22 protein-coding genes are annotated in these 22,045 nt (G+C 67.7%); 8 read left to right on the top strand and 14 right to left on the bottom strand.

Annotation, left to right across the window (positions count from 1 at the left end):
* Window positions 1-8 precede the first annotated feature (8 nt).
* From smpB to EU513_RS14620, 3 genes are all read right to left on the bottom strand, one after another.
* Window positions 9-488, bottom strand: coding sequence for an SsrA-binding protein SmpB (smpB, locus tag EU513_RS14630; protein ID WP_129627308.1), 480 nt, complete (start codon window positions 486-488; stop codon window positions 9-11).
* 84 nt (window positions 489-572) lie between these two features.
* A complete protein-coding gene (locus EU513_RS14625; protein ID WP_129627306.1) occupies window positions 573-3,179 on the bottom strand; it encodes an FHA domain-containing protein in 2,607 nt (868 codons plus the stop codon).
* 87 nt (window positions 3,180-3,266) lie between these two features.
* Window positions 3,267-4,514, bottom strand: a complete 1,248-nt coding sequence (locus EU513_RS14620) for an FHA domain-containing protein (RefSeq protein WP_129627304.1) — start codon at window positions 4,512-4,514, stop codon at window positions 3,267-3,269.
* A 153-nt stretch (window positions 4,515-4,667) separates the two neighbouring features.
* On the opposite strand from EU513_RS14620, the gene EU513_RS14615 reads away from it, so the two are divergent.
* A complete protein-coding gene (locus EU513_RS14615; protein WP_129627301.1) occupies window positions 4,668-5,942 on the top strand; it encodes a pitrilysin family protein in 1,275 nt (424 codons plus the stop codon).
* Window positions 5,939-7,282 (top strand): pitrilysin family protein, encoded by a 1,344-nt coding sequence (locus tag EU513_RS14610; protein ID WP_129627299.1) that lies wholly within the window; start codon window positions 5,939-5,941, stop codon window positions 7,280-7,282. The genes EU513_RS14615 and EU513_RS14610 overlap by 4 nt, the downstream gene beginning before the upstream one ends.
* Before the next feature lies 1 nt (window position 7,283).
* Here EU513_RS14610 and hisN read toward each other — a convergent pair whose 3' ends face one another.
* The 4 genes from hisN to aroA are packed head-to-tail and all read right to left on the bottom strand — an operon-like array spanning window position 7,284 to window position 12,218.
* Window positions 7,284-8,081 carry a histidinol-phosphatase gene (hisN, locus tag EU513_RS14605; RefSeq protein WP_129627296.1) on the bottom strand — a complete coding sequence of 266 codons (798 nt, stop codon included), beginning with the start codon at window positions 8,079-8,081 and terminating at the stop codon, window positions 7,284-7,286.
* Between the two features lie 47 nt (window positions 8,082-8,128).
* Window positions 8,129-9,889 (bottom strand): FUSC family protein, encoded by a 1,761-nt coding sequence (locus EU513_RS14600; RefSeq protein WP_129627293.1) that lies wholly within the window; start codon window positions 9,887-9,889, stop codon window positions 8,129-8,131.
* A 10-nt stretch (window positions 9,890-9,899) separates the two neighbouring features.
* Window positions 9,900-10,913 (bottom strand): ribosome small subunit-dependent GTPase A, encoded by a 1,014-nt coding sequence (gene rsgA / locus EU513_RS14595; RefSeq protein WP_129627290.1) that lies wholly within the window; start codon window positions 10,911-10,913, stop codon window positions 9,900-9,902.
* Between the two features lie 3 nt (window positions 10,914-10,916).
* The gene (gene aroA, locus EU513_RS14590) at window positions 10,917-12,218 is read right to left on the bottom strand and encodes a 3-phosphoshikimate 1-carboxyvinyltransferase (protein ID WP_129627287.1); all 1,302 of its coding nucleotides are present in this window, start codon (window positions 12,216-12,218) and stop codon (window positions 10,917-10,919) included.
* Between the two features lie 51 nt (window positions 12,219-12,269).
* Between aroA and EU513_RS14585 the strand changes: the two genes are divergently transcribed.
* The 4 genes from EU513_RS14585 to rsrA all read left to right on the top strand — a co-directional run bounded on the left by EU513_RS14585 (window position 12,270) and on the right by rsrA (window position 14,959).
* Window positions 12,270-13,103, top strand: a complete 834-nt coding sequence (locus EU513_RS14585) for an SOS response-associated peptidase (RefSeq protein WP_129627284.1) — start codon at window positions 12,270-12,272, stop codon at window positions 13,101-13,103.
* Window positions 13,104-13,106: 3 nt separating this feature from the next.
* Window positions 13,107-13,751 carry an alpha/beta family hydrolase gene (locus tag EU513_RS14580; RefSeq protein WP_168990303.1) on the top strand — a complete coding sequence of 215 codons (645 nt, stop codon included), beginning with the start codon at window positions 13,107-13,109 and terminating at the stop codon, window positions 13,749-13,751.
* A 99-nt stretch (window positions 13,752-13,850) separates the two neighbouring features.
* Window positions 13,851-14,690 carry a sigma-70 family RNA polymerase sigma factor gene (locus EU513_RS14575; RefSeq protein ID WP_370447366.1) on the top strand — a complete coding sequence of 280 codons (840 nt, stop codon included), beginning with the start codon at window positions 13,851-13,853 and terminating at the stop codon, window positions 14,688-14,690.
* Window positions 14,687-14,959 carry a mycothiol system anti-sigma-R factor gene (gene rsrA, locus EU513_RS14570; protein ID WP_129627281.1) on the top strand — a complete coding sequence of 91 codons (273 nt, stop codon included), beginning with the start codon at window positions 14,687-14,689 and terminating at the stop codon, window positions 14,957-14,959. The genes EU513_RS14575 and rsrA overlap by 4 nt, the downstream gene beginning before the upstream one ends.
* A gap of 26 nt (window positions 14,960-14,985) precedes the next feature.
* Here the strand turns inward: rsrA and EU513_RS14565 are convergent, their stop codons facing one another.
* Together EU513_RS14565 and EU513_RS14560 are read right to left on the bottom strand one after the other, a co-directional pair.
* Entirely contained in the window at window positions 14,986-16,260 is a 1,275-nt protein-coding gene (locus tag EU513_RS14565; RefSeq protein WP_129627278.1) for an HD-GYP domain-containing protein, read from the bottom strand.
* Window positions 16,257-17,495 carry a hypothetical protein gene (locus tag EU513_RS14560; protein ID WP_129627275.1) on the bottom strand — a complete coding sequence of 413 codons (1,239 nt, stop codon included), beginning with the start codon at window positions 17,493-17,495 and terminating at the stop codon, window positions 16,257-16,259. Before EU513_RS14560 ends, EU513_RS14565 begins: the two co-directional genes overlap by 4 nt.
* A 418-nt stretch (window positions 17,496-17,913) precedes the next feature.
* Between EU513_RS14560 and EU513_RS16695 the strand changes: the two genes are divergently transcribed.
* Both EU513_RS16695 and EU513_RS16015 read left to right on the top strand, forming a co-directional pair.
* Window positions 17,914-17,988: a 50S ribosomal protein bL37 gene (locus EU513_RS16695; RefSeq protein WP_370447367.1), complete on the top strand. Its 75-nt coding sequence runs from the start codon at window positions 17,914-17,916 to the stop codon at window positions 17,986-17,988.
* A gap of 29 nt (window positions 17,989-18,017) precedes the next feature.
* On the top strand, window positions 18,018-18,173 hold the full coding sequence (locus EU513_RS16015) for a hypothetical protein (protein ID WP_168990302.1): 156 nt from the start codon (window positions 18,018-18,020) through the stop codon (window positions 18,171-18,173).
* A gap of 56 nt (window positions 18,174-18,229) precedes the next feature.
* On the opposite strand, the gene sodN is transcribed toward EU513_RS16015, so the two are convergent.
* From sodN to EU513_RS14535, 5 genes are all read right to left on the bottom strand, one after another.
* Window positions 18,230-18,631 (bottom strand): superoxide dismutase, Ni, encoded by a 402-nt coding sequence (gene sodN, locus EU513_RS14555; protein ID WP_129627272.1) that lies wholly within the window; start codon window positions 18,629-18,631, stop codon window positions 18,230-18,232.
* 75 nt (window positions 18,632-18,706) lie between these two features.
* The gene (locus tag EU513_RS14550) at window positions 18,707-19,048 is read right to left on the bottom strand and encodes a S24 family peptidase (RefSeq protein ID WP_129627269.1); all 342 of its coding nucleotides are present in this window, start codon (window positions 19,046-19,048) and stop codon (window positions 18,707-18,709) included.
* Between the two features lie 11 nt (window positions 19,049-19,059).
* Window positions 19,060-19,896 carry an amino acid ABC transporter ATP-binding protein gene (locus EU513_RS14545; RefSeq protein WP_129627266.1) on the bottom strand — a complete coding sequence of 279 codons (837 nt, stop codon included), beginning with the start codon at window positions 19,894-19,896 and terminating at the stop codon, window positions 19,060-19,062.
* Entirely contained in the window at window positions 19,893-20,834 is a 942-nt protein-coding gene (locus EU513_RS14540; RefSeq protein ID WP_129627263.1) for an amino acid ABC transporter permease, read from the bottom strand. The genes EU513_RS14545 and EU513_RS14540 overlap by 4 nt, the downstream gene beginning before the upstream one ends.
* Window positions 20,834-21,745: an ABC transporter substrate-binding protein gene (locus EU513_RS14535; protein WP_129627260.1), complete on the bottom strand. Its 912-nt coding sequence runs from the start codon at window positions 21,743-21,745 to the stop codon at window positions 20,834-20,836. The genes EU513_RS14540 and EU513_RS14535 overlap by 1 nt, the downstream gene beginning before the upstream one ends.
* Between the last annotated feature and the right edge of the window lie 300 nt (window positions 21,746-22,045).

Below are 22,045 nucleotides of genomic sequence, written 5' to 3'. Positions count from 1 at the left end.
CATCGCGCCTACCTGCGACCGCGCTTGAACGCGTTCGACATCGCCCGCTCGGCTTCGCGGTTGTCCTGCCGTTCGCGCAGCGACTGCCGCTTGTCGTGCAGCTTCTTGCCCTTCGCCAGGCCGATCTCGACCTTCGCCTTGCCGTCGAGGAAGTACAGCGACAGCGGGATGAGCGTGTGCCCGGACTCGCGCGACTTGGCGATCAGCTTGTCGATCTCGGCACGGTGCATCAGCAGCTTGCGACGGCGCTTGGCCGAGTGGTTGGTCCAGGTGCCCTGCAGGTATTCGGGAATGTGGACGTTCTCCAACCACAGCTCGCCGTTGCGTTCGCCGGCGAAACCGTCGGTGAGGTTGGCGCGCCCCATGCGCAGGCTCTTCACCTCGGTGCCCATGAGGACCAGGCCCGCCTCGACCGTCTCCTCGATGAGGTAGTCGTGGCGCGCCTTCTTGTTGTTGGCGATGATCTTCTTGCCGGCTTCACGGGGCATACCGAAAAGGATACGTGCCGAAACTGGGCAGCCCCACCGAATTGTCGGTGGGGCTGCCCAGTGTGTGGCTGCTTGTGGTGCTGATCAGTCGGCGGTCTTGCGCAACCGCCACTGGGTCAACGCGGTGAAGACGGCCGCGAGCACCAGCAGCATCGCGACGCACAGGATCCAGGTACCGGAGGAGTGCGACCACAGTGGGTCATCGACGTCGGCACGGAAGGCGGCGAACCGTTCGCCGTCGGGGATCCAGTCCTGCAGACCGACGGTGGACACGGCCGCGGCGTACCCCCAGCGACCCGGGGTGAACCAACTCAGCTGCTCCATGACCGCTCGCCCGTCGACAGGGAACAGGCCACCGCACAGCACCATCTGCGTCATGATCGACACCACCAGCAGCGGCATGACCTGCTCGCTGGTCGTCACGAAGCTCGACATCAACAGGCCGAGCGCGACCGCGCAGAATGCGGTGAGCCAGGTAGCGATGATCAACTCGATCAGTCCGCTGCCGAACATCACCGCCGACGACGGACCGGGTTTCACCAACGTCACCAGGACGACCAGCACGATCGACTGCAGCAGCGTCAGGAAGCCGAAGATCGCCAGTTTGCTCCACAGGTACGCCGCCGGTGACAGACCGACCGCCTTCTCCCGGGTGAAGATGGCGCGCTCGCCGACCAGTTCCCTGATGCTCGCCGCCGTGCCCATGAACAGCGCCCCGACGATGATCACCACCAGCAGGACGCGTGGTTCGGCGGTGTTGATCTGATCGGCCGGCGGAGTGGCCAGTCCGTGCTTGCTCGGGACGACCATCACCAGGACGGCGAGCACGACCGGAAGCAACAGCATGAACGCGGTGTAGCCCTTGTCGGCGAAGATCACCTTGAGGTGCCGCCGCGCGAGCGTCGACAACTGCGAACCGATGGACTGCTGCCTCGGCGGCTTCTCCAGCGGACGTTGCGCAGGACGACGAGCCGACAGCGGCGCTTCGATCTGCTCGGCCTCGAGCGGGGAGGCCTTGAAGCGCCGCTTCGATCCCTCGGGATCGCGGGCGACCTGAGTGAACACGTCGGCGTGGTCGGAGAGCCCGAAGAAGGGCAGGAGCTGGTCGGGCGGTCCGAAGTAGGCGACCTTGCCACCAGGCGCCAGCAACAACACCTTGTCGCAGACGTTGAGGTTGGCGACACTGTGCGTGATCACCACGACTGTGCGACCGCCGTCGGCCAGGCCGCGCAGCGTGTGCATGACCTGCTTGTCCAGGCCCGGGTCGAGACCGGACGTCGGTTCGTCCAGGAACAGCAGCGAGGGTCGGGTCAGCAACTCGAGCGCGACCGAGGTGCGCTTGCGCTGGCCACCGGACAGCTTGTCGACCCGGGTGTCGGCGTGGGCGGTGAGGTCGAGTTCGCCCATGACCTCATCGACCCGGCGGTCGCGCAGGTGCTTGTCGAGGTCGTCCGGGAAACGGAGCTCCGCGGCGAACCGCAGCGCCTGCTTGACGGTGAGCTGGCGGTGGACGACGTCGTCCTGCGGCACCACTCCGATGCGGTGACGCAGGTCGTCGAAGTTCTCGTACAGGTCTCGTCCGTCGTAGTAGACCTCGCCCTCGGTCGCCTGCTGCGAACCGGTCAGCGCCTTCAATAGCGTCGACTTGCCGGCGCCCGACGGGCCGATGACCGCGAGCAGGCTGGACCCTTCGAGGGCGAACGAGATGTCGTCCAGCAGCTTCTTGCCGCTCGGCAACTCGAAGGTCAGGTGGTTGGCGACGAAGTTGACGTCACCCTCGTCGAGGCTGGCGACGAGCTGACCGCGCAACACTGTGAACCGCGAGTGACCGACGGCCAGTAGGTCGCCCTCGCCGAGGCGTCCCGCGGTGATCCGCTGACCGTTGATGTACGTGCCGTTGCGGCTGTCGAGGTCCTGGACGTCGAACCCGACACCGTTCGGCACCAGGCGAGCATGCACCCGGGAGACCAAAAGGTCATCGACGACGACCTGGTTCTCCAGGCCGCGACCGATGGTCAGCGTGCCCTGAGCCGCACCCGGCCCCGGGGCGCCTGCACCGCCCGGGCCGCCCGGGCCGCGCTGTCCGCCCGGCCCGCCGGCAGGAGCCAGCACCTGAGGAGCGGCGCCGCTCAAGGCTGTCGGGCGACCGTCGGACGGCGCCCGCATCGCATCTTGCAACTGGTAGCGGTCGAACACCACACCGGTGTGAGAGGGAACGCGAGGCACCGACGAGGTCGCGGGCAGTCGCTTGGGCAAGGGTCCGCTCGGACCACCGCCGGGACGCGTGGGTCCGGTCGGTCCCGAAGGGCCACCGGTCGCCGGGCGTGAGCCGGGACCGGGCATGCGGGCTCCCGCCGACGGCATCGGCGCACTCGTGGAACCGCCGGTGGTACCCGAGTCACGGATCACGACACCGATCGGCTGCGCATCCAGACCGCCGAATTGGACGCGTCCACCGACGTCAACGATCGTGGGCCCGCTGATCCGCTGACCGTCGACGAAGGTGCCGTTGGAGGAGCCGAGGTCGGTGACCTCGATCCGGTCACCCGTGCGGCGCACCTGGGCGTGCCGGCGCGAAGCACCCGCGTCGGTGATCATCAGGTCGTTGTCGCGGCTGCGGCCGATGGTCAGGATCTGGTTGTTGGCGATACGACGTGAGTTGTCGCCGTACGTGATGCGGACATCGGTCATCGACCCGTCCCCCTGGTCGTGGTGGTCATGTGCGTACTCGCGGCAGGTTCGAACAATCGATCAACAAGCGGTCCCCGTCTCGCGAGATCAGATCGTCACCAGCCAGCCGTCGCGCACCTCGAACGTGGTGCCACCGACGCCGATCCGGTCGCCTTCCTGCAGGTGCGAGCGCTCGACCCGGCGTCCGTTGACATAGGTGCCGTTACGGCTGCCGAGGTCCTCCAACAGCAGTCCTTCGTCGTCGGCGGTGATGCGCAGGTGCTTGCGCGAGACCAACATGTCGTCGAGGACGATCGAGTTGTCGCGTCCACGCCCGATGGTCAGTGCATCGTCGTCGGAGTCGGTGGCCGTGGAGCCACCACCGGACTGGCCCGGGGCATCGTTCGCGGGCGGTGCCGGGATCGCGTCACCCGCCGACGGGTCGGTCGCCATCGGGCTCTCGGCCGCCAGTCCCTGGTGGTGGGCGGACCAGGCGTCCTGCGCCTCGGCCTGGCCCTGTCCTTGCTGGTAGCCCTGCTGGTATCCCTGCTGATGGCCCTGGGGCTGCCCCTGCGCCGGGTGCGAGGCGTCCTGCTGGAAGGGCTGTGCCTGCGGCCCGTCCATCGGCGGGCGGTGCACCTCACCGGGGGCGCGGTCGTCGTGGCCACCGAACGGCTCGGGCTGCTGCGCCGGACGGGCGTACGGGTCGTAGCCGCCCTGCGATCCGTCGTCCTGTCCACGCCGGTCCTCGCCGCCGAAGTCGTCGTCGTCGGGACGGTGGTGCATGGTGGCCTGACCGTCCGCCGGGGCACCAAAGTCGTTCGGTTCGTCGCGGTGGCTTTCGTCCTTGCTCAGGCTCAGGCCCGAGGACTGCTCGTCGGGCACATGGTGCTCGTGCTGGTCGTGCGAGGTCTGCGGGACGTTCGGCTCGTCGACCGGCGCCTGTGCTTCACGTGGGTCCTCGGAGTCGGAATCAGGCTCGACCTGCGCGACCTGCTCCTGCGAGGCGAAATCCTCGACCGGCTGCTGTGCCACCGGTTCATCGACGCGCACGTCATCACGTCGGTCATCCCGGTCGTTCGTGAAGCTGTCGTGCCGGGCGGGAGCATCGGAGGCCGCCGGCTCCTGCGTCCGCGACCACGAGGCCCAGGCGGACGACAGCGACTTCGGTTCCTCGTGTGCGGGTGCTTCGGCCGGCGCGTTCTCGCTCTCGGCGCCGAAGGCGGCCGGGCCTGTCCACGCGGGCGTCGCACCGGGCGAGGTGTCCTGCCAGACGATCTGCGCCGGAGCGCCGTGACCGCCGTGCGCGGGGGCGGACGGGTGGCTGCCGAACTGCGGGTCGTGCGAGGTGCTCATCAGGTCTCCGACTTTCGTTGACGATCTGCGGTCCGGCGCACCGGCCGGACGTCGGTTCAGGTTACCCGGCAGCTCACCCGTGAGGACGAATGCCGGACGATTGCCCCGACGCCCGTCAGGGCACGGCGGTTCCACCCGCTTAGGGTGGCGCCCATGCCCTTGGACTTCGAAGTGCACGACCACACCCTCGACAACGGACTGCGCGTCGTGGTCGCGCCCGACCCGAGCGTCCCGGTCGTCGCCGTGAACCTGTGGGTGAACGTCGGTTCACGTCACGAGACGCCCGGCCACACTGGACTGGCTCACCTGTTCGAGCACCTGATGTTCCAGGGATCGCGCAATGTCGCCGAGGGCGAGCACATGCGCGTCCTGATGGGCCACGGCTCCCGGCTGAACGCGACGACCTGGTTCGACCGCACCAACTACTTCGAGACCGTCCCGACCGGCGTGCTCGATCTCGCGCTCTGGCTGGAAGCCGATCGGCACGGCTATCTGCTGGACGCCGTCACGCAGACCTGCCTGGACAATCAGCGCGACGTGGTGAAGGAGGAGAAGCAACAGCGCTACGACAACCGGCCGTACGGGCACGCGTTGGAGGACCTCTACGGCCTCGTCTTCCCCGAGGACCACCCCTACCACCACTCCACGATCGGCTCGATGGCCGATCTGGACGCGGCGACGCTGGACGACGTCCACGACTTCTTCAAGCGGCACTACGGCCCCAACAACACCGTGCTCACGTTGGTCGGCGACGTCGGTGCCGAACAGGGGATCGAGTTGGCGGACAAGTACTTCGGCGGTATCCCGCGCGCCGACATCGCGCTCGCCCCTCGCACGGAACCGTTGCCGCCGTTGACGGCGCCGCTACGTTTCGAGCGCACGGACGACGTACCCGACGACCGGCTCTACCTCGCGTTCCGACTCCCGCCCGACCACACCCGTGACTACCTGGTCGCCGAGGCGGCGTTCGACATCCTTTCGGGTCTGGCCACCTCGCGGCTGTACCGACGGGCCGTCCGCAGCGAGCAGGTCGCCACCCACGTCTCGCGCAGTTGCATGGGTCTGGTCGACGGTGTCTCGCTCGGCCTGCTGACAGCGGACGCGGCCGAGGACTCGAGCATCGACCGGGTCGAGGAGGTCATCTGCGAGGAACTCACCCGTCTGGCCGACGAGGGCCCGACCGGCGCCGAGATGAAGGCCGCCTTCGCCGACTTCGAGCGCGGCTGGCTGCAGGCGCTCGCCGTGCACGAGGAGCGAGCCGACACGATCAGCCAGTCGACGCTGCTGCACGACGACCCGCAGTTCATCAACACCCACCTGGACGACGCCGCGACGGTCACCGCCGATGAGGTACGCCGGGTCGCGAGTGAATGGATGCGGCCCGACTCGCGAGCTGTCGTCGTCCACAAGAAGGGAGCCGCAGCATGAACGCCGCCCGACCCGAGGTGCACCCGCCCGCGCCGTGGACCTTCCCGCAGGCGAGCGAGCACACGCTCGACAACGGACTGCAGGTCGCGCTCTATCCGTTGCCGGGACAGCACGTCACCTCCACCCGTCTCAACCTCCCGGTTCCGTTGGCCGCCGAGCCGCGCGACCGGGAAGGGGTGATGACGATGGTCTCCCGGACGATGGACGAGGGCACCGCGTCGCACTCCGCCGACGAGATGGCCGAACTGTTCGAGGGCAACGGCATCGCGCTGCACGCGGGCGTCACCCAGCACGGCATCTGGCTCGACCTCGAAGCGACCACCCGCAACGTCGAGACCGGCTTCGGGCTCGCGCTGGAATGCCTCACCGAACCGGCCTTCCCTGAGCAGGAGGTGAATCGCCATCGCCTGCAACGGATCTCGCAGATCGACCACGATCTCGCCGACCCCGGCTACCGCGGGACGTTGGAGTTCGTCCGTACCTTCTTCACCCCGCAGTCGCGGTTGTCCCGGCCCACCGGGGGAACGCGCGAGTCGCTTGCCGACCTCACCCGTGAGGACTGCGCACGCTTTCATGCCGACTGGGTGCGCCCGGGCGATGCGTTCGTGGTGGTGGCGGGCGACTTCGACGAACAAGCGATGCTCGCTGCGTTGAACCGGACGCTGGGCGGTTGGCACTCCCAGACGTCCGCGCCGACGCTGGACGTCGCATCCGACCAGCCCGCGGACGACCGCAACCGCGTCGTCTTCGTCGACCGTCCGGGCTCGGTGCAGACCGAGATCCACCTCGGCTGGTTGGGCCCGGCCCGCGAGAACGGCACTCAGTGGGCGCCCTACCCGGTGTTGTCGTACGCCGTCGGCGGTTCGCCGCACGCCCGCATCGACCGGGTGCTGCGCGAGGAGAAGGGCTATACCTACGGGATGCGCGGCAGTTTCCGACCGAGGTCCGACTTCGGGCAGTTCGTCGTCGCGGGCTCGGTGCGGGCGGACTCCACGCCCGATTCGTTACGGCTGCTGGGGGAGATCTTCGACGGCGTCGACGGCGGTCTGGACGTCGAGGAGCTGCGCGAGGGCGTCGATTTCCTGTCGATGACGGCTCCCGCCCGGTACGCCACTGCGGACGCGGTCGCCGACGAGGCAGCGTCGCTCCATTTCGTCGGCCTGGACACCTCGTTCATCACCGACTACCTCGCGGCCATGCGGTCGTTGACCCTCGAGGACGTGAACTCGGCCTGGCAGCAATGGAGTTCGCAGCCTCGGACGATCGTGCTCGTCGGTGATGCCGATAAGTACGCCGACCAAGTGGGTGCGCTCGGCATCGGCGATCTGACGGTCGTCTGACCTACGCCTCGGGTGCACCCGACGATCCCAAGCGGCGCAGCACCTCGTCGTGCAGCAGGCCGTTGCTGCTGACCGCGTTGCCGCTCCAGCAGCCGGGTTTCCCGTCGAGGCCGGTGAACCGGCCACCGGCCTCGGTGACTATCGGCACCAACGCCGCCATGTCGTAGGTGGCGAGTTCGGGCTCGGGCGCGATGTCGACGGCGCCCTCGGCGACGAGCACGTGCGACCAGAAGTCGCCGTACGCCCTGCTGCGCCAGACATCGTCCATCAGTTGCAGCATCGCTTCGCGCTTGCCGTAGGCGTCCCAGTCGCGCACGTTGGCGTACGACATCGAGGCGTCCTCGATCCGCGACACCTTGGACACGTGAATCTGCTTGGCGCCCTGCAGGTTTCGTCCGGTCCAGGCGCCGGTGCCCTTGCCCGCCCACCAGCGGCGCCCGAGTGCGGGGGCGGCGACGAGGCCGACCACCGGCTCGTCGTCCTCGACCAGGGCGATGAGGGTCGCCCAGACCGGCAGACCGCGGACGTAGTTCTTGGTGCCGTCGATCGGATCCACGACCCAGCGACGCGGACCCTCGCCGACCAGTCCTTGTTCCTCGCCTTCGACGGCGTCGCGCGGGCGGGCCCGTTTGAGCTGAGCGCGGATGATCTCCTCCGTCGCGATGTCGGCGTCGCTCACCGGTGTCAGGTCGGGTTTGTTGTTGACGATCAGGTCGTCGGCCCGGAACCGGCCCATCGTCGTCGGCTCGACCGCATCGGCGATCACGTGGGCGATACGGACATCATCGGAGTAACTCACGAGGACGACCGTAGCGACCCTGCTGTGGTGGCGCCGGGACCTGCGCGTCAGTCGTCCGCCTGGACGGTGCGGAGCGGGAGCTGTGGCGCACCGATGCCCAGCACGGTGTCCAACTGTTCGCACAACTGATCGGCGTCGACCAGACGCGTGCTGACCGGCGGCAACTCACGGATCACGGTGCGCAGACGTGTGGCCATCCCGGCAGCGTCCAGGTGCTCGGTCGGGTCGCGTAGCCAACAGGCCACGAGAGCGGTGAAGACGAGCTGATTGACGGTGATCTCGACCCGGGACCAGGACCCGAGCGTCACGGGGAGGTCCTCCTGGGCGATCTTCAGGATGCGCGCCGCCTGCAGTTGCTCGTAGGCGAGGTCGCGCCGCACCCGGAACCCCGTCTCGGATGCTTGATCGCCTGCCGCCAGCAGCTCCAACAGGTCAGCGGTCACTCGCAGCACCCGCCGGAACTGCCTGCGTACCAAAGCGATCGGCGCCCGTCGGTCGGTCGCCCACATCACCAGCAGGCTCACTCCGACGCCGATGAGTGTGTCGATGATGCGTTCGCCGACGACGTCACCCACCGCCTGCCCCTCGTTGCTTGTGGTGGTCACCAGCAGCGCCATCGGGGTCACGAAGAAGGCGGCGATCGCATAGTTGCGTACGGCGGTCCACTGGACCAGGAAGACCAGGACGAGGCAGATCGCGATCGCGGCCTCGAGCGGCGGGTGCAGCGCGTGGACGCCGATGAACACGACGATGCCGGCAAGTGTGCCGAGCATCCTGTGCAGTCCGCGGTGGGTGAGGGACAGGCGGTCGGTGCCCAGTGACATCACCAGAGCGGTCGTCATCACGGCCCAGAACGGATGGTGTAACTGCAGCCCGTACGAGACGGCACAGGTGAGCGCGATCGCCATGCCGATGCGGCGGGCGGCCAGCCACGGCAGCGACCGCGGAGAGAGTCCCCAGCGCAGCATGTACTCCACCGGCGGGGCACCCAGGTACCTGCGCTGAGCACCCGCCTCGACCTCGACGACCGCTCCCGGCAGCCACCGTTCGGCGACCTCGTCGATGACCTCGAAGTGCAGCTTGCGCAGCTCGATGAGCAACGAATGCCACTGTCGCCCACCAGGATTTCGTCCGGACGCTTCGGCGAGCGTCATGCTCGCGGCAAGCACCTCTGCGTAGGCGGCGTCCCGCAGTCGGGCCAGTTCGAGGGCGTCGTCCGAAGCTTTGTCCGTCGCCTCGGTGAGGTCTTCGACCGCCTCGGCAGCCTTCGCCACAGCGAGGGTTTCGGCGGACTCCTTGGCGCGCGGATGTAGCACCAACGTCGTGACGGACGCGACCAGGCAACTGAGTGCACAGACCGCCATCACCTGCCAGGCGCCCACCCCGATCGTCGGTAGGTAGGAGGCGATCGCGGGACCGATGATGAGGAACATCGGTCCCGGTGGGTCGGCCATCAGTGCGTTGTAGCCGAGCACCGCCGTCATGGCGATGGCGGTCATCGACAGCGTGAGCAGCACGGGGTTGTCGCCGATGAGCACCGCGATCGCGCAACCGATCAGGTAGGCGGCGTCCATCCAGAGCAGGATGTGGAGCCGAGCGCGCCACGGGCGGCGGATCGCGGTGTTGCCGACGAAGGACCCGGTGATCGACAGCAGCGCGAGTTCCTTGCCGAGCGTGGCCCAGACGACCAGTACGGTCACCGTCGTCATCGCGGTCGCGCGAAGGGCGACCTTCCACTGACCCGGCGCCGACTTGATCTCGGCGAGCGCCGACAGGTGGGAGCCGGCGGTGCTCAACCCGATCGCCACCGCAGCACCGTCACTCGTCCTCGGGGTTGCCCAGGCGCGAACGCAGCAAGCGGCGCAGCGACTCCAACCGGGCCGGCCCGGAATCGCCGGCGTGGCCGGCCGCGACCCAGGCGTCCAGCGCACAGTACTCGTTGTCGTGCGTGCACCCGCGTGGGCATTCCTCGGTGCCCGCCGCGAGTTCGGGGAAGTGGTCGATGAACGAAGCCGGATCGACGTGGGCCAGACCGAACGATCTGACGCCCGGGGTGTCGATCACCCAGCCGCCCTCGGGCAGCGGCAGTGCGATGGCCGAGGTCGAGGTGTGTCGGCCGCGTCCGGTGACGGCGTTGACGTGTCCGACGGCCCGGTCCGTCCCGGGCACGAGGGCATTGACCAAGGTCGATTTGCCGACTCCGGAGTGCCCCACCAGAACGGTCATCCGATCGTGGACCCGCTCGTGGACGGCGTCGAGCCCGGTGATGGTGCCGTCGTCCCTGACCTCGGTGACGACGTACGAAACATCTAGTCCCGCATAGGTTTTCATGAACTCGTCCGGGTGGGCGAGGTCGGCCTTGGTGAGCACGAGCAGCGGCTCCATGCCGGCGTCGTACGCGGCGACCAGGCATCGGTCGACCATCCGCGGACGCGGCTCCGGATCGGCCAGGGCGGTGACGATCGCCAGTTGGTCGGCGTTGGCTACCAGCACCCGCTCCACGGGATCGGTGTCGTCGGCGGTGCGGCGAAGGAACGTGTCACGCTCCTCGATCCGGACGATGCGGGCGAGGGAGCCCTCGGTGCCGGACGTGTCCCCGACGAGTCCCACGCGGTCGCCCGGAACGATCGGGCTGCGGTGTAGTTCGCGCGCTCGCATCGCGGTGACCGGGTGATCGTCGACCAGCACGGTCCAGCGTCCTCGGTCGACGGCGGTCACCATGCCGATGATCGCGTCCTTGTGCGCCGGGCGGTCCTTGGTGCGCGGACGGGTACCGCGCCGGTTCGGACGCACGCCGATGCGCGACTCGTCGTAGTCGTAGCGTCCGCCCACGGATCAGTCCCGGTGCCCGAGCATCTGATCCCAGAGCCGGGTGAAGGTGGGAAGCGTCTTGCCCACGGTCGCGACGTCCTCGACCACGACGCCGGGCACCCGCAGGCCCAGCACTGCGGCGGCCATCACCATGCGGTGATCGCCGTAGGTGTGGAAGACGCCCTCGTGCAGTGGCGCGGGATCGATGCGCAGGCCGTCGTCGGTCTCGGTGACCTTGCCGCCGAGACCGTTCAGTTCGGCGGTGAGCGCCGCCAGGCGATCGGTCTCGTGGCCGCGCAGATGTGCGATGCCGCGCAACTGGCTGGGGGAGTCGGCGAGCGCGGCGAGCGCCGCGACCACGGGGGTCAGTTCACCGACGTCGTGCAGGTCGAGATCGACGGCCGAGATCTGTCCGTCGCCGCTGACGGTGAGACCGTCGCGGTCCAAGCTCACGTCGGCGCCCATCGCGTCCAGGATGTCGCGGATCGCGTCGCCCGCCTGCGTCGTGAACTGCGGCCAGCCCGGCACGCGCACGGACCCTCCGGCGACCAGTGCCGCGGACAGGAACGGTGCCGCGTTGGAAAGGTCGGGCTCCACCTCGACCTCGACCGGGCAGATCTCGGACGGTTCGACCCGCCAGGTGTTCGCGTCCAGATCGTCGACCACCACACCGGAATCGCGCAGCACCTCGACGGTCATCGCGATGTGCGGCAACGACGGCAACGGTTTGCCGTCATGGACCACGGTGATGCCCTGCTCGAAGCGGGCACCGGCCAGCAGCAGCGCCGACACGAACTGCGATGAACCGGACGCGTCGATCAGCACCTTGCCACCGCGCACCGAGCCGTTTGCGACGACGGTGAAGGGGAGAGCCTCGGCGCCCTCGGTGCGCAGTTCGACCCCGAGGTCACGCAGCGCACCGAGAACCGGCGCCATCGGACGGTTACGCGCGTGCGGGTCGCCGTCGAAGGAGACCTCGCCGTCGGCGAGAGCCGCGACCGGCGGCAGGAAGCGCATCACGGTGCCGGCGAGACCGCAGTCGATACGGGCCGGCCCGCGCAGGGCAAGTGGTTCGATCAGCCAACTCGGTTCGTCGTCGACCTCCTCCTCGATCACCTGCGTGCCGAGGCTGCGCAGGGCGTCGATCATCAGAGTCGTGTCGCGCGAGACCAGCGGACGGGTGATCCGTGAGGCGTCGGTCGCAAGTGCCGCGAGCACTGCGTACCTGTTGGTCAGGCTCTTCGAACCGGGCACCAGCACGGTGGAGTCGAGCGGGCCAGGGGCGGTCGGTGCCGGCCAGTCGCCGGTGGGAGTCTGCGGATCCATCGGGTCCAACGGTAGTGCGAGAGCGCACGTGCGCGGCTCTAGGCTGGCCACATGTGTGGGCGATACGCAGCCAGCTTCAGCCCGGACGACATCGCCGACGAGTTCGATGTCGACGAGGACCGCACCGATGAGCACGCTCGATCGGTGTTGGTGAACCCACAGCAACCGCCGGCCGGTGCGCCCGACTGGAACATGGCTCCGACCAAGCAGTCGACCGTCGTGCTGACGCGTGTTCCGAAAGACGATCCCGACAACGGACCGGTCCGTCAGCTGCGCCTGCTGACGTGGGGTCTGGTGCCGTCGTGGTCCAGGGACACCAAGGTCGGTCTGCGAATGATCAACGCTCGATCCGAGACCTTGCTCGACAAGGGCGCATTCGCGAAGGCCGCGGTCGGTCGGCGGTGCCTGGTTCCGGCTGACGGTTGGTATGAGTGGCAGGTCAGTCAGACCGCGACCGACGCGAAGGGCAAGCCGCGCAAGCAGCCGTTCTTCATCCGTCGTGGCGACGGCGAGCACTGTGCGTTCGCGGGTGTCTATGAGTTCTGGCGCGACAAGAGCAAGGACGCGGACGACCCGGACGCGTGGCTCACGACGTTCTCGATCATCACCACCGCGGCCGAGGCCGGCCTCGACCGCATCCACGACCGTCAGCCGCTGGTGCTCGACCGCGAGGTGTGGCAGCACTGGCTCGACCCGGACACCAAGGACCCGGACGAGGTGCGCGCGCTGCTCGAATCGCCTCCGCCGGGCCGTTTCGAGGCGTGGCCGGTCTCGTCCGCAGTCGGTTCCGGACGTAACAACGGCGAGCAGTTGACCCTGCCGATCGGCCGGGACGAGCTTCGGGGAGTCACCGACCCGACCACCGGCGAGATCATCGGGGCATAGCGAATGTCGTTGCAGACCAGGCTGCAGATCAAGGAGATCGACACTCCTCAGGGAGTCGGCCGAGCGCACATCGAGCGCGCGACGGATGCTCGCGGCACGGTTGTGGTGAGCCACGGTGCCGGCGGCGGGATCGAAGCGCCCGACCTGGTTGCGCTCCGTACCCTCGTCGCCGACGGCTGGAACTACGTCCGTGTCGAGCAACCCTGGCGGGTTGCCGGACGCAAGCTGGCGACGCCGCCCAGAACACTGGACGTGGCCTGGGCGCCGATCATCGCGGCGCTCACCGCGGGTCGCGGCAAGCTCCCCGGTCCGTTGGTCGTGGGCGGCCGGTCCGCCGGTGCCCGGGTCGCCTGTCGCACCGCGGTCGAGGTGGGAGCGGACGCCGTGCTGGCCCTGTCGTTCCCGCTGAGCGGGGCCGGCAAGTCCGACCGGGGCCGCGCGTGCGAGGTGCGTGGCGTGCTGGACGCCGGGCTGCCGATCGCGGTGGTGCAGGGAGCAACCGACCCGTTCGGCCGTCCGGACGATTTCCACGACGAGTTCGGTGACGCGCTGCCGGTCTTCGCGTGCAAGGGGGCGCACGGCTTCAGCAAGCAGCCCGGCGATGTCGTGGCTGCGGTGCGGGACTGGCTCGGCACACTCGCCCGTTGAACCGCGCGTCTGGGTCGGGTGAGGCCGGAATGATCAGGCCCCGACGGGTGTTGGCCTGAGCGTGCGGGTGAGTGCTCGCACGGGAGGAGGAAACCGAGCGTGTTTGCCGCACCCTGCGCGCCCGACGACGTGGCGTACGACGCCACGCCCCAGCCGGCGCCCAACGGTCTCGGCCTACCGGCCAAGCCGAAGGAGACCGACCGTCAGCGGTCGGCGTTAAGCTGGACCACGATGACTCAGGATGGATCCTCCAGCACGGCGACCGTGCCAACCGACCTGCCGGACGACGTGGCCGACGGCGACGACGACGACCGCAGCCACGAGAAGACCGCTGTCTCCGGCGGCACCGTCGACGTGTCCGCGGAATCGCCGGCCGAGCGCCTGGCTCGCTTCGAACGCGACGCGATGCCTTACCTCGACCAGCTCTACAGCGCCGCACTGCGCACCACGCGCAACCCCTCCGACGCCGAGGACCTCGTCCAGGAGACCTTCGCGAAGGCGTACGCCGCGTTCCACCAGTACAAGCCGGGTACGAACCTCAAGGCGTGGCTGTACCGCATCTTGACCAACACCTACATCAACGACTACCGCAAGAAGCAGCGGCAGCCGTTGCAGTCCGACGCCGCCGAGATCGAGGACTACCAACTCGCACGTGCCGAGGCGCACACGTCCAAGGGCCTGAAGTCCGCCGAGGCCGAAGCGCTGGACCACCTGCCCGACTCCGATGTGAAGCGCGCGTTGCAGGACATCCCGGAGGACTTCCGGTTGGCCGTCTACTTCGCCGATGTCGAAGGCTTCTCCTACAAGGAGATCGCCGAGATCATGGAAACCCCGATCGGCACGGTGATGTCGCGCCTGCACCGCGGACGCCGGATGCTGCGGGAGAAGCTCACCGACTACGCGCGTGAGCGCGGATTCATCAAGGGTGACGACGCATGATGTTCAACGGGGCCCACGGGTGCGACAGTTACCTGCAGCACTTGGGCGAGTACCTCGACGGTGAACTCACCGACGCGGAGTGCGCCGCGCTCAAGGAGCACCTGGCCGACTGCCCGCCGTGCCTGGACGAGTACCAGCGCGACGCGATCATGAAGGCGCTCGTGCGTCGCTCCTGCCAGTGCGAATCGGCGCCCGTCGCCCTGCGCACGCAGATCATGCAGCGGATCAGCACCCAAGTCACGACGGTGGAGATCCACCGCATCGACTGAAGCGGTCCGTCCGGCTTGCTTCGCCGTCAGCGGGTGGTGGTGCCGGCGTGGGTCAGCAGGTCAACGACGTCCGGGTCGTACTCGTAGCCCATGCCCAGCGAGATCCGCTCGATGGCCTCGGCCCGCGCTTCGGGACGTCCCTGGGTGAGGTCGTCGTAGGCGTTGCACACCTTCAGGATGCGGCACTCGACCGGGACGTCCTCGCCGAACTCGCGCACATTGCGGTACGGCGTGGTCTGCTGCTCGATGATCTCGGCGACCCGTTCCATCCCGCCGAGGGTCCGGACGACTCGGGCTCCTGCGATTGCGATCGCGGCCTGGTCGGACGGTGCGGCTTCGCTGGTGGCGCCGCCCGGGATCGGGTCGGTCAATCCGAGTTGGCCCACGTCATGCATCAGCGCCGCCGTCTCCAGGTCGCGTAGCTCCCGGTCACTCAGCATCAACTGCAGGCCGACCTCGCGCGCCAGGTCACGAACCCGACGCCCGTGGCCGGTGGTGGTGTACCCCGTGCCGTCGGTGAGCCGTCCCAGCGCGGCGATGGTGTCGTGGCGCACCCGGACGATCGCCGCCTGCCGGCGAAGAGCGGTTCGCATCAGCAACAGGGGTGAGGCCATGACCGGCACCGACCACAGATCGAGCGGGCCGAACCCCAGCGCGATCGCGACCGCGATGCCCAGTACCGCGAGCCAGACCGGACCGATCTCGCGGGCGAGTTGTTCGCCCTGGGTGCGAAGGCGTCCCGGTGCGGCAGTGCGCAGCACGAGAAGCCCGAGGTCGACGGCGATCGCCACCAGGCCGCAAAGGGTCATCGCCAGCGCCGTACGCCACGGATCGTCGAGCCATCCTTGAGCAGCCGAAGCCGGCGATTCGCCGTCGATGATCGGCATGTTGCGGAACAGCAGGGCGGCTGCCGTTGCGCCGATCAGGCGGCTGCCGAGCATCGCCAACGAGGTGCGGCCCTGACCCGTCAACGAGGACAAGCCCACCCCGACCATCGTTCCGACCGCGAGGGCGACGACCACCAGAGCGGTGCCGGTCAGGGCGTTCTGAGCGGTCGACAACGGAGTCAGCACCATCGCCAGTCCGATGGACGGCGCCAGTGGCGATGCGTCCGTGCCGCTGGGCAGTCGAAGATGCAGCGGGACGACCAGGGCGAGCGCGATGGTCATCACGCCCAGACGCCAACCCGCGTCGGCAAGTGCCTGTGCCGGATTGAGGGCGAGCGTGGCAGCCGCGACGAGCAGCACGACCGCGCTCAGCACAACGATCGCGCGATCGACCAGCGGCTGACGAGTCCTCATCCCACGGCACCTTCGTGGACCCCCAACGGGGACGGCGAGGCGAGTTTCTGGATGATCTGCTCAGGCAGGGTTCCGCCGGCTGCAGCGGACATGCCGTGACGGGCGGCCGGGTCGAGTTCGTCGCGTCGGGCAACGGCCTCGATGCACTCGCAGATCAGCGTGGAATCGACGCCTGCGTCGCGGCCGAGCTCCATGAGCCGGTGCTCGAGCATCGACGCCAGGGCATCGGCCGTGGCCAGCACCCCTGTCACCGACGTGTTGCCCGGCGCACCCAGTGGGTCGGACTGGGTGGCGATGACCTTCCGGACGTTGCTCAGGAAGTCGACGCCGTCGAGCAGGCCTGCTCCGCGACGGGCGGACTCACGGTCGACGGTGATGATGTCCGGGCGATCGGGGTCGATGGTGCCCAGGTGGTGCAGGCGTGCTGCATGGCGGACGTCCTGGACGTCGGCGTCGGACAAACCGCGCACATTGCCGATCTCCTCCGCGACCACCATCACGAGCTCGCCGTGGCGGCGAGACCCCGGACGGTGGAGTTCGAGGGCGGAAACCAACGCCTCGACGGCGTGGTCGACGTTGGATGCCTCGGCGGCGAGGGAGGAGTAGGCCCATTGCGCCAGCAGCAGCGGAGGTGCCATGACCAGGACCGTGAACGGCCCGATGCGAGCACCGACCCACAGCACCACGATCAGGTAGGAGATGAGGCCGCCGATCAGGAACAGCAGCGAGCTGCTGCGTCCGAAGTCGCGCAGCGACACGTTGTACGGCACCCCGACGGTGATGTGGATGACCGCGCTCAGCAGCAGGGCGTTGACCAGCAGCATGACCAGGGTGGCCACGAACATCGGGAACCAAAGCGTCGAGATGTGCCCGCTGATCCATGGCCGCCGACCGGTCCCGGCATCGGTCATGACACTGAACACGACGCCGCCGGCCATGCCGACCCAGCCGGTCATCACTGCGTTGAACGCCCGGACGCGGGATGACCATGTGCTAAGGAAGAGGCTGGCGGCGATGATTCCCAGGGCGGCCGCACCGACCGGTCCGCAGAGCACAGCAGCAACACCCATCAGGGTCGACGTCAGTGACATTGAAGCGAACCGCTGGGCGAAGGCGGAGAACGACTCGGCGACCCATGCGACGCAGACGAGCAGGACGAGAGTGACCGAGTCCTGAACGCCGTCGCCCATGAGCGTGCACGCGATGATCGCGCCGATCAGTGCAACGCCGAGCACCGTCGTGAGTGGGGTGGCGCTGCCTAGAGCTGCTCGTCGCGGATCTGTCAGGGAAGCCGGTACGGCGCCGCTGGGGGGCGGCGCCGTAGTGGTGTTCATGTTTCCGATCAGAGGATCAGTTGCCGCCCGGCGGACGCCATCCGACGATCGGGGTGGGGGACGTCGTCTGCCCGCCGGACAGCATGGCGGCAAGCAGTTGGAGTGAGGCGTTCATAGATGGTCCACCTGAGTGCTGTAGTCATGCGCTCGGTCGAGCGCAGTCCTTGATTATGCCATGTGTCACACATCCTTGAACAGATGTTCGGACTGGGTGACCTGCAGTGAACGCCAGGTGATTTCTGCCTCCGGGTGCCGGTGTGGGAGACTGACGGAGTTTGCCGGGCCCGCCCGGCCATTGGACGACATTCAGGAGCAGACCATGAGCAAGCGCGGTCGTAAGCGTCGTGCGCGCAAGGGCAAGGGTGCCAACCACGGCAAGCGTCCCAACGCCTGAGCGAATCGCACAGACATGACGAAGGAGCGGTGCATCTGCACCGCTGCTTCGCCGTTCCTGCCGGTCGCACGTCAGGTCGTGCGTGGGGCGTGCTTGCCGGACGACCCGACCTCGTCGTGGGAGTGGTCCTCGAACGGGTCCGGGTCGTACGCCTGGACGCGCGGGTCGTCCTCGTCGGATCCTGAACATGACGAAGGGGCACGACCGCGACGGTCGTGCCCCTTCGAACCGGGAGCGGTGCTCAGGCCTTCTTGGTCTCCCAGAAGATGCGATCGATCTCGGCGATCTTGGCGAGGAGGTCGTCGGCGACCTTCTCGTCGAGCTCACCCTTGGTGCCGCTGGCGCCGGCGAGCTTGGTGGCCTCGTTGACGAGGGTGTGCAGCTCGGGGTACTTCTCGAAGTGCGGCGGCTTGAAGTAGTCGGTCCACAGCACCCAGAGGTGGTGCTTGACCAGCTCGGAGCGTTGTTCCTTGATCAGGATCGCGCGGGTGCGGAAGTCCGGGTCGTCGTTGTCGGCGACCTTCTTGATGATGGCCTTGATCGACTCGGCCTCGATGCGGGCCTGAGCGGGGTCATAGACGCCACAGGGCAGGTCGCAGTGGGCGCTGACCTCGACGGTGGGGGCGATGAAACGGCGGAACATGGGAGTCCTTCCCGTGGGTTTTCGCTGGGCGTGGCCCACTCGGCAGCAGCCGAGCAAGCCCTGTCGAGATCGAACTTACTCCGCCCGGCGACCGAGTGGGCGGCGGGGCAACGGTCGTCCGCCGATCACCGCGGCGACCATCCCGCAGGACGGGATGGCACCGACCGTTCTGGAGTCTGTGCCCTCGGCAGGGTTGTCGCTCTCGACCCACCATCCGTCCGGTGTCTCGCCGCGGACCCGCTTGACGGCCAGCGGACGCGGACCGGCCGGTGACGGTGGTAACTGCACCAGGTGGACGCGTCCGGGACGGGGACGGGCGCCGTACAGCACCAGTAGCCGGTCGCCGTCCTGATAGGCGGGCAACATGGACCGGCCTCGCACGATGGCGAGGCCGATCTTGAAGCGGGACAACGACATTCGCGTGCCGCTCAGCGCTTGGTGAGGTTTGGTGCGTCGGGCTCCGGTGTCGGCGATTCGTCCTGCTCGGCAAGGATGCGACGCAGAAAAGTGCGGGTGCGTTCGTGCTGTGGGCGGGCGATGATCTCGCGTGGCTCTCCTTGCTCGACCACCACGCCGGCGTCCATGAAGACGACACGGTCGGCGACGTCACGGGCGAAGGCGATCTCGTGGGTCACCACGATCATCGTCATCCCGCCTTGCGCCAGCTCGCGCATCACGTCGAGCACCTCGCCGACAAGTTCGGGGTCGAGCGCAGAGGTCGGCTCGTCGAACAGCATCAACTTGGGGTGCATCGCGAGAGCGCGGGCGATCGCGACCCGCTGCTGCTGGCCACCCGACAACTGCGCGGGGTAGTGGCCGCAGCGGTCGCCAAGACCCACCCGCTCGAGCAATGTGCGTGCCTCGTCGCGTGCCTGCTTCTTGCCGACACCCTTGACGTGCACCGGCGCCTCGGCGACGTTTTCCAGCGCCGTCATGTGTGGGAACAGGTTGAATCGCTGGAAGACCATCCCGATCTCGCGACGCTGGTCGGCGATCTTCCTGTCGGGTAGGTGGTGCAGCGTGCCACCGCGATCCTCGTACCCCATGAGGTCGCCGTCCACCCAGATGCGTCCACCGTTGATGGACTCCAATTGGTTGATGCAGCGCAGGAACGTGGTCTTGCCCGAACCCGACGGACCGAGCAGGCAAACCACCTCGCCCTCGCGGACGTCGAGGTCGATGCCCTTGAGCACCTTGTTGTCGCCGAAGCGTTTGGTCACGTTGACCGCGTGGACGAGCGGCTGCGCGTGGGTGCCGGTGGTCATGCGGATCCCTTGCCGATCATCGTGAGTTTTCGTGAGCTGTTCGTCTGGGTGCCGTAGCCGCGTCCGAAGCGTCGCTCCAGGAAGTACTGGCCGACCATCAGGATGGAGCAGATGATCAGGTACCACAGGAATCCGGCGACATAGGCGGGCATGATTCGGCCGGTGTTGTTGGCCACCTGGGTGACTTGGAACCAGAGCTCGTTGGACACCGGCACTGCCACGAGCAGTGAGGTGTCCTTGACCATCGCGATCGTCTCGTTACCGGTCGGCGGGACGATCACGCGCATCGCCTGCGGGAGCACGACGCGACGCATGGTCTTGCCGTTGCTCATGCCGAGTGCCTGAGCGGCCTCGGATTGCCCCTTGTCGACCGACAGGATGCCGGCCCGCGCGATCTCGGCCATATAGGCGGCTTCTGACAGGCCGAGCCCGAGAATGCCGACTGCGATTCCGTTGGACAACGCGTTGACGTCGATCGAGCCGAACACCAGCGGGGTGTCGATTCCGAAGATCTGCTGCGCGAACGGAATGCCGACGTCGAGCTTGGGGTAGAGGAATCCGGCGCCCACCCCGAGCATCACCAGCAGGACGAGGCGGGGGATGGCGCGGAAGAACCAGGTGTAGGCGAAGGCGACGCCGCGAAGGACGGGGTTGCCCGACAGTCGCATGACCGCCAGCAGGATGCCCAGAGTGACGCCGAGAACCATCGCGCCGATCGTGCAGACGATCGTGCCCTGTACCAGGCCACGCAGGACGGGGCTGAAGTTCATCACGTTCGGGACGAACTCAAGATTCCACCGGTCGTTGGTGAGCAACGAGCTCACGAACATCGCGACCAGAATCAAGATGACCGCGACGGCGACGAAGCGCCACGGGTGCCGGACCGGCCGGGCGTTGATCTCGCCCGGCCGGTCGTCGTTGTGTGTCTGAGTGGTCATCAGACCGAGGGATTGACCGCGAAGTCGTCGATAGCGCCGCCGTCGACCTTCCACTTCTTGAGGATCTGGTCGTAGGTGCCGTCCTTCTTGATGGCCTTCAAGCCTTCGACAAGCACGTTGCCGAACTCGTTCTGGTCCTTCTTGACCACGTAGCCGTAGGGGGCGGTGTCGTAGTTCTCACCGAGCAGTTCGAGCTTGTCGCCACTCTTGTTGACGGCGTCGACCGAGACCGGGAGGTCTGCCACCATCGCGTCGGCCTTGCCTGCGGACAGGTTCAGCGTTGCCTTGCTCTGGTCCTGTTCGATGAGCAGCTTGATCTCGCCCTTGCCGCCAGTGGTGCACTTCTTACTACGGGCCTGCATGTCGGCGACCTGGACGGTGCCCTTCTGTACGGTGAACGTCTTTCCGCAGGCGTCGTCGAGCGAAATTTTCTTCGGGTTGCCCTTCGGCACGACCCACTGGCTGCCGGCCTTGAGGTAGCTCACCATCGTGACCTGCTGCATGCGCTCCTTGTTGATGGTGAACGAGGAGACGCTCATGTCGTACTTGCCGGATCCGACACCGAGGATGAGCGAGTCGAAGCCGCCGTTGACGTACTTCGCCTTGAGTCCCAGCTTGCCGAGTACCGCGTCGAGCAATTCGATGTCCATTCCGACGATCGTCTTGCCGTCGGTGTCGAAGTACTCATTGGGCGGGTAGGACGCGTCGGTACCGATAGTCAGCGTGCCCTTGCTCTTCAGGGCAGCCGGCACCTTGTCGGCGAGCGAGGTGTCCTTGGCGACGCTCTTCACCGACTCTTTTGCGCTGCTGGTGCCCTCCTCGAGGCTGTCCGAACCGCAGGCGGTGAGACCGAAGGTGAGAGCGACCGCTGTGACCAGAGCGATACGTGAACGCGAGTGGACCAGTGCCATGGTGGAACTCCTTGCAGATCGACGACCCGAGCGGGCCCGAATGTGCGCACATCTTCGCACCGTTGCCGCGCAGTCGCTTCGGATTCGCCGAAAGTGTGACGCCGCTGTGACCGCCTGTTCGTCCGGTCGCCGACCGGACGGTGCCGCTGGCGCAGCGGCGAGGACTCACCGACTGAGCCGTCGAACTCGTGCGCGATTGTCCGCCGTGTCGCAGCGACCGTTGTTCAGCGCAGCGAGTTGCGGTAGTTGAGGCAGTCTTCGTAGGTGGGCAGCAGGCCTTGTGCTTCGGCGTCGGCGAGG

This window comes from Yimella sp. RIT 621 (genome assembly GCF_004146205.1).
GTDB classification, from domain to species: Bacteria; Actinomycetota; Actinomycetes; order Actinomycetales; family Dermatophilaceae; genus Yimella; species Yimella lutea.
Note: the sequence above shows the minus strand (reverse complement) of the source record. Positions and strands in the feature narration are given on the sequence as shown.